Here is a 12,114-nt window from a genome sequence, read left to right as displayed (position 1 = left end):
ATGGCCGTCACGCTGACCGAAGCCGCTGCGCGCCACGTCACCCGCTACCTCGGCAAACGGGGCAAGGGCGTGGGCGTGCGGCTGGGCGTGAAGACCACCGGCTGCTCGGGCCTGGCCTACAAGCTCGAGTATGTCGACGAGTTCACGCCTGAAGACGTGGTGTTCGAAGACCACGGCGTGAAGGTGCTGGTCGACCCGAAGAGCCTGGCCTACATCGACGGCACGCAGCTCGACTTCGTGCGCGAAGGCCTGAACGAGGGCTTCAAGTTCATCAACCCGAACGAACGCGACCGCTGCGGCTGCGGCGAAAGTTTTCGCATCTGATGCGTCGTCGCTGACCGCGACCACAGCCGCCACCATGTCATGTGCTGGCGGTTTTTTCTTGCCATGAATCTGAACGACACCGACTTCCAACTGTTCGCCGTCCCGGCGACCTTCGCGCAGGACCGCGCCGTGCTCGACGCGCGCTGGAAGGAGCTGCAGCGCGAGGCGCACCCGGACCGCTTTGCCGCGCAGGGCGCCGCCGCGCAGCGTGTGGCCATGCAGTGGTCGGTGCGCATCAACGAGGCCTACCAGCGGCTCAAGGACCCGATCCGTCGCGCGAGCTATCTCTGCGAACTCAACGGCGCACCGCTGAATGCGGAGAACAACACGGCGATGCCCGGCGCCTTTCTGATGCAGCAGATGGAGTGGCGCGAAGCGCTCGACGACGCCCGCGACATCGCTGCCGTCGAGGTGCTGCAGGAGGACGTCGAAACCACGCGCGCCCGCGCACTCTCGTCGCTCGACTGGCTGATCGACGAAAAGGGCGACTACCCCGGCGCCGTGCAGCAGGTGAGAGCCCTCATGTTCATTGAGCGCTTCAGCCAGGACGTCGAAACAAAACTCGATCAGTTGGGACAATAAGCCCTTATGGCTCTTCTTCAGATTTCCGAACCCGGCCAGGCGCCCGACCCGCACCAGCGCCGCATCGCCGTGGGCATCGACCTTGGCACCACGCATTCGCTGGTGGCCTCGGTGCGCAACGGCGTGGCCGAATGCCTGCCCGACGACCAGGGCCGCGTGCTGCTGCCCTCGGCCGTGCGCTACCTCGACGGCGACCGCCGCCAGATCGGCTTCGAGGCCGTGGCCGCGCGTGCACAAGACCCCGCCAACACCATCACCTCGGTCAAGCGGCTCATGGGCCGCGGCCTGGCCGACATCGCGAACCGCGACGCCATGTCGTACCGCATCGGCGGTGATGACGGCGGCATGGTCAAGGTGCAGACCTCGGCCGGCGAGAAGTCGCCCGTCGAGATCAGCGCCGAGATCCTGGCCACGCTGCGCTACCGCGCCGAAGACACCTTCGACGACGAGCTCTATGGCGCCGTCATCACCGTGCCGGCGTACTTCGACGAAGGCCAGCGCCAGGCGACCAAGGACGCGGCGCAGCTGGCGGGATTGAACGTGCTGCGCCTTATCAGCGAGCCGACCGCAGCCGCCATTGCCTACGGTCTGGACAACGCGAGCGAAGGCGTCTACGCGGTCTACGACCTGGGCGGCGGCACCTTCGACATCTCGATCCTGCGGCTCACGCAGGGCGTGTTCGAAGTGATTGCCACGGGCGGCGATTCGGCCCTCGGCGGCGACGACTACGACCACGCCATCGCCGATTTCGTGCTCGCGCAGACCGGCCGCCAGGCCGGCAGCGACAATGACCGCGCCGCACTGCTCGTGGCCGCGCGTGCGGCGAAAGAAGCATTGACCGATGCCGAGTCGACCCTCTTCAGCGCCGCGCTGGCGGGCGGCAAGGCCGAGTTCACGCTGACGCGCGCGCAGTTCTTTGCCGCCACGCAGGCGCTCACCGACCGCACCCTCGCGGCCGTGCGCAAGGCGCTGCGCGATGCGAAGCTCAAGCCCGAGGAATTGCAGGGCATCGTGCTCGTCGGCGGCTCCACGCGCATGCCGCAGATCCGCAGCGCCGTGGCCGCCTATTTCGGCCGCGAGCCGCTGATCAACCTGAACCCCGACGAGGTCGTCGCGCTCGGCGCAGCCATCCAGGCCAACCAGCTCGCCGGCAACAACGGCGCGGGCGAACTGCTGCTGCTCGACGTGATCCCGCTGTCGCTCGGCATCGAGACCATGGGCGGCCTGGTCGAGCGCATCGTGCCGCGCAACCAGACCATCCCCACCGCGATGGCGCAGGACTTCACGACCTACCAGGACGGCCAGACCGCGTTGGCGCTGCACGTGGTGCAGGGCGAGCGCGACCTCGTGTCCGACTGCCGCAGCCTCGCGCGCTTCACGCTGCGCGGCATCCCGCCGATGGCGGCCGGCGCGGCGCGCATCCGCGTGACCTTCACCGTCGACGCCGACGGCCTGCTGAGCGTGAGCGCCAAGGAGCAGGGCAGCGGCGTCGAGGCCAGCGTGGCGGTCAAGCCGTCGTACGGCCTGTCGGACGACCAGATCGCGACGATGTTGCAGGAAAGCTTCTCCACCGCCCAGCAGGACATGCAGGCCCGTGCGCTGGTGGAATCGCGCGTCGATGCCGACCGCATGTTGTTGGCCACGCAGAGCGCGCTCGATGCCGACGGCGACCTGCTGAGCGCCGAAGAGCGCGCCGCCATCGACGCCTCGATGGCGCGGCTGCGCGAAACCGCCAAGAGCAGCAACGAAGCTGCCGCGATCGAAGCCGCCACGAAGGCGCTGGCCAACGACACCGAAGCCTTCGCCGCCCAGCGCATGAACGCGGGCATTGCACGCGCGCTCGCGGGCCGCAAGGTCGAATCCCTGTAGACAGAACAAATCCTTCATGCCCACGATCAAGATCTACCCGCATCCCGAGTACTGCCCCCAAGGCGCCGAGATCACCGCGCCCGCCGGCACCTCGATCTGCGAGGCCCTGCTCGACCACGACATCAACATCGAGCACGCCTGCGAGATGAGCTGCGCCTGCACCACCTGCCACGTGATCGTGCGCGCGGGCTTCGACTCGCTGAACGAAGCGGAAGAGGGCGAAGAAGATTTGCTCGACCGCGCCTGGGGCCTGGAGCCGCAATCGCGCCTGAGTTGCCAGTCGATCCTGGCGCAGGAGAATGTGACGATCGAGATTCCGAAGTACTCGATCAACCACGCCAAGGAAAACCACTGATGTCGCGCCAGATCGTTCTCGATACGGAAACCACGGGGCTCTCTGCCGAAAACGGCGACCGCATCATCGAGCTGGGCTGCGTGGAGCTGTTCGCGCGCAAGCTCACCGGCAACGACCTGCACATCTACTTCAACCCCGAGCGCGAGAGCCATGAGGACGCGCTCAAGGTCCACGGGCTGACCACCGACTTCCTGCGCGACAAGCCGAAGTTCGCCACGCTGGGCAAGGACATCATCGAGTACCTGCGCGACGCCGAGCTGATCATCCACAACGCGGCCTTCGACGTCGGCTTTCTCAACAAGGAATTCGAGCGCGCCGGCCTGCCGCCGCTCAAGACCTTCGTGAGCGAAGTGACCGACACGCTGGCCATGGCCAAGCTGGTCTACCCGGGCAAGCGCAATTCGCTCGACGCGCTGTGCGACCGCTTCGGTGTCGACCGCTCGAACCGCACCTTCCACGGCGCCAAGCTCGACGCGCAGCTGCTCGCCGACGTCTACATCAACCTCACGCGCGGGCAGGACGCACTGCTGATCGACGTGGCCTCGAACGAGCCCGCGCAGGGCACGACGGTCGTGGCCATCGACCTGAGCCAGTTCGAGCTGCCGGTGATCGCGGCGGCCGAGCACGAACTCAGCGCGCACGAGGCCGTGTTGTCGCAACTCGACAAATCCAGCGGCGGAAAAACTTTATTTCGCCAAAACAGCTGAAAAGCTATGGCATAATCTGAGGCTTCGCACAACGCGATACGTGTTCAAGACACTGAACTCAAAAGCAGTGTCTCAGGGCGGTTAGCTCAGGGGTAGAGCACAGCATTCACACTGCTGGGGTCGGAGGTTCGAAGCCTCCACCGCCCACCATTTCAGACCTACGACAGACGGCACCATCAGGTGCCGTTTTCGTTTCAGGCGGCACCTTCGGGTGCCGTTTTTGTTGGTCCCGCGCAAATCCTGATGCCATTCAGGACGGGTCTGCCGCGCTCAGAAGGAGCGGCCTTCGCGGTTGCGCCGCAGATCGGCCTCCACCATCATCGCGCACAGCTCCTCCAGCGTCGTCCGGGGCTCCCAGCCCAGCGTCTTCCTGGCATGCGACGCATCGCCGATGAGCAGTTCCACTTCGGCGGGCCGATAGAACTTCGGATCGATCCTCACGAGGACCTTGCCGCTCTCGCGGTCGATGGCGACCTCTTCCTGCGCCGACCCTTCGAACCGGAGTTCGTAGCCCGCGGCCCTGAACGCCATGTCGACGAAATCCCGCACGGTTTCCGTGCGGTTGGTGGCGAGCACATAGTTGTCCGGCTTGTCGGCCTGCAGCATGCGCCACATGCCATCGACGTATTCCTTCGCATAGCCCCAGTCGCGCTTGGCATCCATGTTGCCCAGCGTGAGCACATCGAGCTTGCCGAGCCGGATCTTGGCCGCCGCGTCGGTGACCTTGCGCGTCACGAATTCGCGGCCGCGCAACGGGCTCTCGTGGTTGAAGAGGATGCCGCAGCAACCGAAGAGCCCGTAGCTCTCCCGGTAGTTCATCGTCATCCAGTGGGCGAAGAGCTTGGAGACGCCGTACGGGCTGCGGGGATAGAAGGGCGTGTCTTCCTTTTGCGGAATGGCCTGGACGTTGCCGAACATCTCCGACGTCGAGGCCTGGTAGTACCGGATCCCGCGGTCCGTGAGGCGGATCGCGTCGAGCAGGTGGAGGGTGCCCAGTCCGTTGATGTTCGTGGTGGCTTCGGGCTGGTTGAAGCTCGCACCCACGTAGCTCTGCGCCGCCAGGTTGTAGACCTCGTCGGGCTGCGCATCGCGAATGAGCGTGATCGAACTGCCCAGGTCCGTCAGGTCGTACTCCACGAGATGAAGCTCCGGATGGTCCTGGATGCCGAGCGACTCGATGCGCCAGAAGTTCACCGAACTGGTTCGGCGGAAGGTTCCGTAGACGGTGTAGCCCTTGCCCAGCAGCAGCTCGGCCAGGTACGCCCCGTCCTGTCCGGTAATGCCAGTGACGACAGCACGTTTTTTCATGGCTTCAATGAGGTGAGAGGAAGGGAAGGGACGGGTCAGGCCGGCGCATCGACGCCGCGTTCAGCCGCGGGCTGCAGGGCCGCTTGCAGCGCGAGCGCCTCGCGCTTCTCGGCCGCGGGGCAGCGGCCGTAGGTGTCGTCGAAGCGCACGATGTCGTCTTCGCCGAGGTAGCTGCCGGTCTGCACCTCGATCACTTCCAGCATCGTCTTGCCGGGGTTCTCCAGCCGGTGGATGGTGCCCGAGGGCAGGTAGATCGACTCGTTCTCCCGCACCAGCAGCACTTCGCCGCCGCGCGTGGCCTTGGCCGTGCCCTTGACGACGATCCAGTGCTCGGCGCGGTGGTGGTGCATCTGCAGCGACAGCTTGCCGCCGGGCTTGACGGTCAGGTGCTTCACCTGGAAGCGCTCGCCGGTGTCGATGCTGTCGTAGGCGCCCCAGGGCCGCACCACGCGGCGATGCTCGGTGGCCTCGACCGTGCCCTCGCGCGCCAGCATGCGCACCACCTCGGCCACCTGTTCGGCGCAGTCCGCGCCCGCGACCAGCACCGCGTCCGGCGTGTCCACGATGATCAGGTCCTCGGTGCCGAGCGCCACCACCGGCCGGTGCGGCGCATGGACGAAGGTGTTGCGCGAGTTCAGCACGCTGCCCGCGCCGCTCACGCGGTTGCCCGCCTCGTCGGCTGGGTGCAACTGGGCCACGGCGTTCCAGCTGCCCACGTCGCTCCAGGCGCCCTCGAAGCGCACCACCGCGACGTCGGCGTGCTTTTCGAGCACCGCGTAGTCGATGCTGTCGCTGCGGCAGCCTTCGAAGGCCTCGCGGTCCAGCCGCACGAAGCTGCCGTCGACCGACACCGCGGCGGTCGCGCGTTCGCAGGTGGCGAGGATGTCGGGCGCATGCGTGCGCAGGGCCGCGACCAGCGTGCGCGCCTGGACCAGGAAGATGCCCGCGTTCCAGCAGTAGTTGCCCTGCAGGATCAGCGTTTGCGCCACCGCCGCTGTCGGCTTCTCGACGAAGCGCGCCACCGCGTGGCTGGGACCATGGCCCGTGGCCCCGGCCGCCTCGATGTACCCGTAGGCCGTGCTCGGAAAACTGGGCGCGATGCCGAAGGTGACGATCTTGCCCGCCAGGGCTGCTTCGACGCCGCTGCGCATCGTGGCTTCGAACAGCGCCACGTCGGGAATGTGGTGGTCCGCGGGCGCAAACAGCAGCAGGTCGTCGGGCTCGGCCAGCAGGGCCGCCGCGGCCATCGCTGCGGCCGTGTTGCGGGGCACGGGCTCGAGGATCTGGCGGCCCTGTGCGTGCGCGTTCTCGATCGCCTCGCGCACCAGGAAGCGATGCTCTTCCGACGCGACGCAGGTGATCGTCCGATTCAGGGTCGCGAGCCGTTCGAGCGTGAGGTGCAGCAGGCTCTTGTTGCCCACGATCGGTGCGAACTGCTTGGGAAAGGCCTTGCGCGACAGCGGCCACAACCGCGTGCCGCTGCCGCCGCACAGGACCACTGGATGAATGGTGGGGGTGTTCATGGTGACCAGCCTTTGTGTGTGCAGTGGGTGATGAACCGGATCGCTTCGAGGGCGTGCCGCTCAGATCAGGCCCGTGTGAACGGCGAGGTTCACCGCCTGGGCGCGCGAATGCACATGCAGCTTCTTGTAGATGCTCTTGATGTGCACGTTGACCGTCTGGCCGGTGATGCCGAGCTTGGCGCCGATCTCCGCCGAGACGTAGCCCGACGCCACGTGGCGAAGGACCTGGCTCTCGCGCGGTGTCAGCGTCGTGTCGCGCGGCGGCGATGCGTCGTCGGCGGGCTGCGGCTCGCGGGGCTGGTGGTTCAGGCGGTGCAGCAGGCGCCGCGCGAGCCGCGGCGTGATGACGGCGCCGCCGTTCACCACGTGCAGCACGGCGTCGGCAAAGCTCTGCAGCCAGGCGTTCTTCAGCAGGTAGCCCGTGGCGCCCAGCTCGAAGGCGCGCAGCACGTGGGCATCGTCCTCGAGCGCGGAGATCACGATGATCTCGCCGTTGCCATGGTGACGGCGCGCCTCGGCGATCAGCTCGAAGCCCATGCCGTCGCTGAGGCGCAGGTCGACCATCAGCACATCGAACGCATGCGTGGCCAGCAGCTTGCGCCCCTCGCGGATGCTGTCGGCCTGGCCTTCGAGCTGGATGCGAAGGTCCGACAGCAACTCCTGGGCGATCACCCGGCGCATGTACTCGTCGTCGTCGATGAGCAGCACGCGCACCGGCGATTTTTCCTGGCCTGTCATGAAGTCCGGCCACAGCCTCGCGGCGGGCGCGCACACGGGGGCGGACGGGCCCGGGCGGCGCGGCGCCATCACGGCGGGGGTGGGGTCGCCAGAGGGTGTGAGCGTGTTTTCAGCCATGTTCTTGCCCCGGTTGAAGTGAGTGAGGGACGGCGGTCGGTGCGGCGCCGTCGGCGGTGCGGACCGGGAAGCCCGGCATCGGTTCGTCGAAGCCGCGCGGGTTCGCCAGCTGCCAGCGCCAGCTGTCGGCGCACATCTGGTCCAGGCTGCGCTGCGCGCGCCAGCCGAGCCTGTCCTGGGCGTGCTGCACGTCCGCCCAGTAGGCCGGGGCATCGCCGGGACGGCGCGGACCGATGTGCACCGCGATGCGGTGCCCGCATGCGCGTTCGAAGGCCGCGATCACGTCGAGCACCGATGCGCCGTGCCCCGTGCCCAGGTTCACCGTGAGCAGGCCCCGATGCAGCGTCGCGTACCGCAGGGCCGCCACATGGCCTTCGGCCACGTCCATCACGTGCACGTAGTCGCGCACACCGGTGCCGTCGTGCGTCTCGTAGTCGTTGCCGTGCACGACGACGTGCCCGCGCTCGCCCACCGCGACCTGCGAGACATACGGCACCAGGTTGTCGGGCGGCCCCTGGGGGTGTTCGCCCAGCAGGCCGCTCTCGTGCGCGCCGATGGGGTTGAAGAAACGCAGGCATGCGATGCCCCAGCGTGGATCGGAGCGGGCGAGGTCCGCGAGCATGCGCTCCACCATCACCTTGGAGCGCCCGTAGGGGTTGACGGCCGCGTACGACGCGCTTTCCCGTATCGGCGAGCGCGGGATGTCGCCGTAGACCGTGGCCGAGGACGAGAAGATCAGCGTGCGCACGCCGGCGCGCTCCATGGCCCGCGCCAGCGCGAGGCTGCCCGCCACGTTGACGTCGTAGTAGCCGAGCGGGTCGCTCACCGAGCGGCTCACCGCCTTCAGCCCCGCCAGATGCAGCACCGCGTCGACCCCGTGCTCGGCGAACACGCGGTCGAGCACCGCCGCGTCGCGCACGTCGCCGCGCACCAGCTGCGGCTGCACGCCGCAGATGCGTGCCACGCGCTCCAGCGAACGCGGGTCGCTGTTGACCAGCGTGTCCAGCACCACCGGCAGGTAGCCGGCCGCGATCAACGCCACGCAGGCGTGGCTTCCGACGAAGCCGGCGCCACCCGTCACGAGAATCTTTGAGTGGGTCATGGTTGGGACTCGCGCAGTGGGGATGGCGTGGCCGTGCCTCGGTCCGCCACGCAGCGAAGCAGCTCTTGTTCGAGGCGCGACAAGATGGCGTCCTGGTCGAGCTCCGTCTGCGCGAACGCGCGGCCCGCCGCACCGAGCGCCTGGCACAGGCCCGGCGAGCACGCGAGCTGCGCGATCGCGTCGGCCAGCACGGCCGCATCGCCCGGGGGCACCACGAAGCCACGGTCCGCGACCACGCGGGCGAGTTCGGTGCCGGGGTGCGCCGTGGCGATCACGGCCTTGCCGCTCGCGAACATGCCGGCCAGCTTCGAGGGCATCACGAGGTCGGCGGCATCGGCGCGCTGCGGCAGCACGTGGATGTCGGCCATGCCCAGCAATTCGTTGAGCCGTTCGGCGGGCTGCAGTTCGAGAAAGTGCACGCGGTCCAGGCCGGCGCAGGCCGACATCAGCGGGCCGCGACTCGGGCCGTTGCCGCAGATCACGAAGTGAATGTTTTGCCGGTCGGCGAGCAGGCCCGCCGCCTCGGCCAGCAGCTCGATGCCCTGCTTGGCGCCCAGGCTGCCCGCATAGAGCACGACCACGGCATCGGGCGCAATGCCCAGCTCGGCCCGGTAGCCATCGACTGCGCGGGGAGCGGGGCGGATCGCCGAGACGTCCACCCAGTTCGGAAAGAGAACCAGCCGGCCTTCGCCGATGCCCTTGCTCCTGGCCTTGTCGACCATGGCCACCGAGATGGTCGAGACGCGCTCGAACCTTGCCAGCAGCCATCGCTCGAGCGACAGCGCGACGCGCCGCACGCCCGCGCCGCGCACGAGGCCCAGGCCGAACGCCGCATCGACTTCGAAGTCCTGGATGTGCAGCCACGACCTGATGCCGAGCAGCTTCGCGAAGCACAGCACCGCGGGCGCGCAGAAAAGCGGCGGCTCCACGACGAACACCAGGTCGGGCTTCCAGCGCGCCTGCGCCAGCAGCAGCGGCATGCTCGACAGCATGAACGAGCACAGGTGCGCCACGCGCGCCAGCGCACGCGGTTGCGAAGGCACCCAGGTGGGCGCGCGCCAGACCGTGAGGCCGTTGTGCCCGGTGGTCTTGCGATAGGCCCAGGCCGAATGGCCCTCGAACACCGCCCAGTGCGGGAAGAAGGGCGGCGCCGCGATCACGCGCACGTCATGGCCCCGGGCCTGGAGCCAGTCGGCCATCTCGCCCGAGTACTTGCCGATGCCGGCCAGTTCGGGCGCGAAGTTCATCGAGTACAGCAGGATCTTCACGGCGACCTCCCCAGGGCCGGGCGCAGCAGGCGCACGATCGGAAAGAAGCCGAACAGCGCGCGCATGCGCAGCTCGTACAGCACGAAGTCGGTGACGAAGGCGATGAAGAAGACGTAGTGCGGCTTGTCGGGAAAGAGCGAGATCACGACGCCATACGAGGCCAGCCGCAGCGCGAACTCCAGCAGCGTCCACCACCCGAGCGAGCCCATCGTGGCGTTCAGCGCGAGCATCGTTTCGTGGTGGACCGTGTAGGTCCTCAGAAGGAAGTACGGCGCGATGCACACGAAGATGTCGCGGGCCTCGGGGCCGAGCTTCAGCAGCGGCGCGGCCACCGCCATCAGGCCCGCCAGCCCCACGAAGAGCACGCAGCCGAGCAGGAACGAATGCCGCGCCAGCCGCAGCTTCTCGATCGTCAGGTTGGCCGCGTTGGCGTCCAGCATCGCCGGCGTCTTCGTGACGAGAAAGGCCTGCACGAACTGCGAAGGTGCCTCCGCAAGCAGAAAGGCCAGCTTGAACGCGCCCACGTAGCCCAGCGGCATGAAGAGCGCCACGAGCAGCAGGTCCGACTTGCGCAGCAGGAAGGTCAGCAGCGCATACACCGTGGCGCTGGCCTGCGACGCGAGCGCCAGCACGGGCGGCCCGGCCGGCGGCGCCGCGCCGTTCGCCGGCAGGAAGATGGCCGCGCCCACGAGCACCAAGGCCAGCAGATTGATGGCGAGCAGGTGCGCCACGCCGATCTCCAGGCCGAGCGCAGCGAGCGTCGCCACGCCCAGCACCAGCACGGTCGCGCGCACGCCCGACTCCAGGTTGAGCAGGCCCGCATGGCCCAGGCCCCGGCTGTACGACAGGCGCAGGCTGTTGAAGGCGAAGACCGCGAGCGACAGCACGATCAGCACGAAGGGCGCGCCGGCCACCGGCAGGCGCTGCGCGCCCACGACGCCGGCCGCGAGCAGCGCGGCCAGCGGCAGCCCGATCGCCAGCGTGCGCACCAGATCGCCGCGGGTCACGCGGGGCGGCACGCTCGCGGCATTGCGCGAGAACAGCAGCGAACTGCCCAGCGTGCCCACGACCAGCGCCACTTCCAGCACCGACTGGTAGACGGAGTACTCACCGAAGCGCGCGGGCGCCACCTGCGCCGCGATCAGGAAGATCGCCAGGAAACCCGACAGGTACACATACAGCCGCGACGCGAGCGCTCCCAGCCCCAGGCGCTGCGCCAGGCGGATGCCGGGCAGGGCGAACGAGGTGCCGGCGGCGGGCTTCATGGCGTGCTCCCGTCCGCGGGGTGCTTCGGTGTTGGCGCATCCGCGAAGCCCAAGGTGTCGGCCATGCGGCGCGCGCGCGAGGCGATCCGGTGCGCGTTGTTCTTGGCCCGGCGCGCCATCTGCAGTGCCCAGGTCAGCGCCGCGACCGTGTACACGCGGCGATGCAGCGCGGGCTGCATCGCCAGCTTGGCGGCGCCCTGGAAGTGCAGCGCGAGCACGCGCACCGAGTCGCCTGCCGGCGTTTGCAGGCAGGGCTGGCCGTCGATGAAGGCCAGGCGCTTGGCGCCGCCGCGCACGCGGAACTCGCGCACGAAGTGGTTGGTGCCGCCGTTGACGTTGTGGTCGATCACCTGGCCGTCGAACACCCGGTTGATCGGCACCGTGTTGCCGCTGGCCTGCGCCCACAGGTACAGCAGCGTCATGTCGGACACCCCGCCGCGCACGCTGCGGGTCGCGAAGCGCTCGGCGATGTCGCGCAGCTGGTGCAGGCCCGTGGGCGTGCTGTACATGCGCAGGAGGCAGGCGACGAAGTCCTGCAGGCCGGCCGCCGTCCAGTAGCTCACGTGCGGCGAGATCTGGCAGGGGTTCCAGCCGTCCGTGGGAAGGATGCTGGAGCCGGAGAAGTCGGCGTGGCCCACCAGGCGCGCGATGTGGGCGCCGACGCCGTTGAACAGCAGCACGTCGCTGTCGATCAGCACGAAGGCACGGCAGTCGGGGTGCGCTGCGAGGTGGTTCGCCAGGAGGAAGTAGCGCCGGAAGCAGATCTTCTCGAACGCCGGCGTGTTGCTCGACAGGTGCACGTAGGCCTGGCAGAAGCGTTCGTATGCCGGTCCGGCGTCGGTGTCCGACAGGACGACCAGCTGCTCCTGCGCCATGGCCGCGGATTCGCAGCACAGGCGCAGGGCCGTGTTCTGGCGGTCTTCCACAACGATGAAGGGGAGGGCGTGGTCCATGGT

The 12,114-nt window shown here is 68.3% G+C and carries 12 protein-coding genes and 1 tRNA gene; 6 read left to right on the top strand and 7 right to left on the bottom strand.

Annotation, left to right across the window (positions count from 1 at the left end; genetic code table 11):
- The 6 genes from iscA (at position 1) to AC1RL8_RS04955 (ending at position 3,987) form a co-directional block, all read left to right on the top strand.
- Positions 1–324 carry an iron-sulfur cluster assembly protein IscA gene (gene iscA, locus AC1RL8_RS04980; protein WP_007828190.1) on the top strand — a complete coding sequence of 108 codons (324 nt, stop codon included), beginning with the start codon at positions 1–3 and terminating at the stop codon, positions 322–324.
- 63 nt (positions 325–387) lie between these two features.
- Complete coding sequence (hscB, locus tag AC1RL8_RS04975) at positions 388–906, top strand: Fe-S protein assembly co-chaperone HscB (protein ID WP_492684069.1); 519 nt, start codon at positions 388–390, stop codon at positions 904–906.
- 6 nt (positions 907–912) lie between these two features.
- The gene (hscA, locus tag AC1RL8_RS04970; RefSeq protein WP_492684068.1) at positions 913–2,775 is read left to right on the top strand and encodes a Fe-S protein assembly chaperone HscA; all 1,863 of its coding nucleotides are present in this window, start codon (positions 913–915) and stop codon (positions 2,773–2,775) included.
- Positions 2,776–2,791: 16 nt separating this feature from the next.
- Positions 2,792–3,130 (top strand): ISC system 2Fe-2S type ferredoxin, encoded by a 339-nt coding sequence (gene fdx / locus AC1RL8_RS04965; protein ID WP_070061051.1) that lies wholly within the window; start codon positions 2,792–2,794, stop codon positions 3,128–3,130.
- Positions 3,130–3,837, top strand: a complete 708-nt coding sequence (dnaQ, locus tag AC1RL8_RS04960) for a DNA polymerase III subunit epsilon (RefSeq protein ID WP_095745690.1) — start codon at positions 3,130–3,132, stop codon at positions 3,835–3,837. Before fdx ends, dnaQ begins: the two co-directional genes overlap by 1 nt.
- A 75-nt stretch (positions 3,838–3,912) precedes the next feature.
- Positions 3,913–3,987 (top strand) — tRNA-Val (locus AC1RL8_RS04955).
- A gap of 120 nt (positions 3,988–4,107) precedes the next feature.
- Here AC1RL8_RS04955 and gmd read toward each other — a convergent pair.
- Genes gmd through AC1RL8_RS04920 form a run of 7 tightly spaced genes read right to left on the bottom strand, consistent with a single transcriptional unit; the run spans position 4,108 to position 12,111 of the window.
- Positions 4,108–5,145, bottom strand: a complete 1,038-nt coding sequence (gmd, locus tag AC1RL8_RS04950) for a GDP-mannose 4,6-dehydratase (protein ID WP_492684067.1) — start codon at positions 5,143–5,145, stop codon at positions 4,108–4,110.
- A gap of 35 nt (positions 5,146–5,180) precedes the next feature.
- Positions 5,181–6,668 carry a mannose-1-phosphate guanylyltransferase/mannose-6-phosphate isomerase gene (locus AC1RL8_RS04945; RefSeq protein ID WP_095947183.1) on the bottom strand — a complete coding sequence of 496 codons (1,488 nt, stop codon included), beginning with the start codon at positions 6,666–6,668 and terminating at the stop codon, positions 5,181–5,183.
- A gap of 60 nt (positions 6,669–6,728) precedes the next feature.
- Positions 6,729–7,475, bottom strand: a complete 747-nt coding sequence (locus AC1RL8_RS04940) for a LuxR C-terminal-related transcriptional regulator (RefSeq protein ID WP_070061303.1) — start codon at positions 7,473–7,475, stop codon at positions 6,729–6,731.
- A 40-nt stretch (positions 7,476–7,515) separates the two neighbouring features.
- A complete protein-coding gene (galE, locus tag AC1RL8_RS04935; protein WP_492684066.1) occupies positions 7,516–8,625 on the bottom strand; it encodes a UDP-glucose 4-epimerase GalE in 1,110 nt (369 codons plus the stop codon).
- Positions 8,622–9,893: a glycosyltransferase WbuB gene (locus AC1RL8_RS04930; protein WP_492684065.1), complete on the bottom strand. Its 1,272-nt coding sequence runs from the start codon at positions 9,891–9,893 to the stop codon at positions 8,622–8,624. The genes galE and AC1RL8_RS04930 overlap by 4 nt, the downstream gene beginning before the upstream one ends.
- On the bottom strand, positions 9,890–11,158 hold the full coding sequence (locus AC1RL8_RS04925) for a polysaccharide biosynthesis protein (protein WP_492684064.1): 1,269 nt from the start codon (positions 11,156–11,158) through the stop codon (positions 9,890–9,892). Before AC1RL8_RS04925 ends, AC1RL8_RS04930 begins: the two co-directional genes overlap by 4 nt.
- Positions 11,155–12,111 (bottom strand): hypothetical protein, encoded by a 957-nt coding sequence (locus AC1RL8_RS04920; protein ID WP_492684063.1) that lies wholly within the window; start codon positions 12,109–12,111, stop codon positions 11,155–11,157. The genes AC1RL8_RS04925 and AC1RL8_RS04920 overlap by 4 nt, the downstream gene beginning before the upstream one ends.
- Positions 12,112–12,114 lie beyond the last annotated feature (3 nt).

Source organism: Variovorax sp. GW822-FHT04E09, assembly GCF_058800845.1.
Note: the sequence above shows the minus strand (reverse complement) of the source record. Positions and strands in the feature narration are given on the sequence as shown.

Coding starts and splice junctions, on each gene's coding strand:
- AC1RL8_RS04940 (WP_070061303.1), bottom strand. CDS start 7,475: ATGGCGCCGCGCCGCCCGGGCCCGTCCGCCCCCGTGTGCGCGCCCGCC.
- AC1RL8_RS04925 (WP_492684064.1), bottom strand. CDS start 11,158: ATGAAGCCCGCCGCCGGCACCTCGTTCGCCCTGCCCGGCATCCGCCTG.
- hscA (WP_492684068.1), top strand. CDS start 913: ATGGCTCTTCTTCAGATTTCCGAACCCGGCCAGGCGCCCGACCCGCAC.
- fdx (WP_070061051.1), top strand. CDS start 2,792: ATGCCCACGATCAAGATCTACCCGCATCCCGAGTACTGCCCCCAAGGC.
- galE (WP_492684066.1), bottom strand. CDS start 8,625: ATGACCCACTCAAAGATTCTCGTGACGGGTGGCGCCGGCTTCGTCGGA.
- dnaQ (WP_095745690.1), top strand. CDS start 3,130: ATGTCGCGCCAGATCGTTCTCGATACGGAAACCACGGGGCTCTCTGCC.
- gmd (WP_492684067.1), bottom strand. CDS start 5,145: ATGAAAAAACGTGCTGTCGTCACTGGCATTACCGGACAGGACGGGGCG.
- AC1RL8_RS04945 (WP_095947183.1), bottom strand. CDS start 6,668: ATGAACACCCCCACCATTCATCCAGTGGTCCTGTGCGGCGGCAGCGGC.
- AC1RL8_RS04920 (WP_492684063.1), bottom strand. CDS start 12,111: ATGGACCACGCCCTCCCCTTCATCGTTGTGGAAGACCGCCAGAACACG.
- iscA (WP_007828190.1), top strand. CDS start 1: ATGGCCGTCACGCTGACCGAAGCCGCTGCGCGCCACGTCACCCGCTAC.
- hscB (WP_492684069.1), top strand. CDS start 388: ATGAATCTGAACGACACCGACTTCCAACTGTTCGCCGTCCCGGCGACC.